1 protein-coding gene is annotated in these 238 nt (G+C 37.0%); it reads left to right on the top strand.

The genetic code is table 11. From position 1 onward, the window contains the following. Positions 1–238 (top strand): hypothetical protein (locus ACRHNM_RS18110; protein WP_431138018.1); only part of this gene is annotated, 238 nt, incomplete at both ends.

Genomic DNA, 238 nt, shown 5'->3' with positions numbered 1-238 from the left:
GTGCTGCTGAAACTACAATATGTTATGGTGAAAGTACAGATATAACCGGAGTTGTTAATCCAGTTCAGTTTATTAATGATTGTACTCCTCCAGTAGCTGAGCAGACATTTTTACCAGATGGATCAGGTCAGCAATATACATCTTCAATAGTTGTTGATTGTTTCGAATCTTCACAAACATTAACGGACCCTAACCAACTAATAGAGGTTTGTCTAAATATGGAGCATTCATACTCAGG

The organism is Psychroserpens mesophilus (genome assembly GCF_050617655.1).
In the GTDB taxonomy this organism is placed as follows: Bacteria; Bacteroidota; Bacteroidia; order Flavobacteriales; family Flavobacteriaceae; genus Psychroserpens; species Psychroserpens mesophilus_A.
Note: the sequence above shows the minus strand (reverse complement) of the source record. Positions and strands in the feature narration are given on the sequence as shown.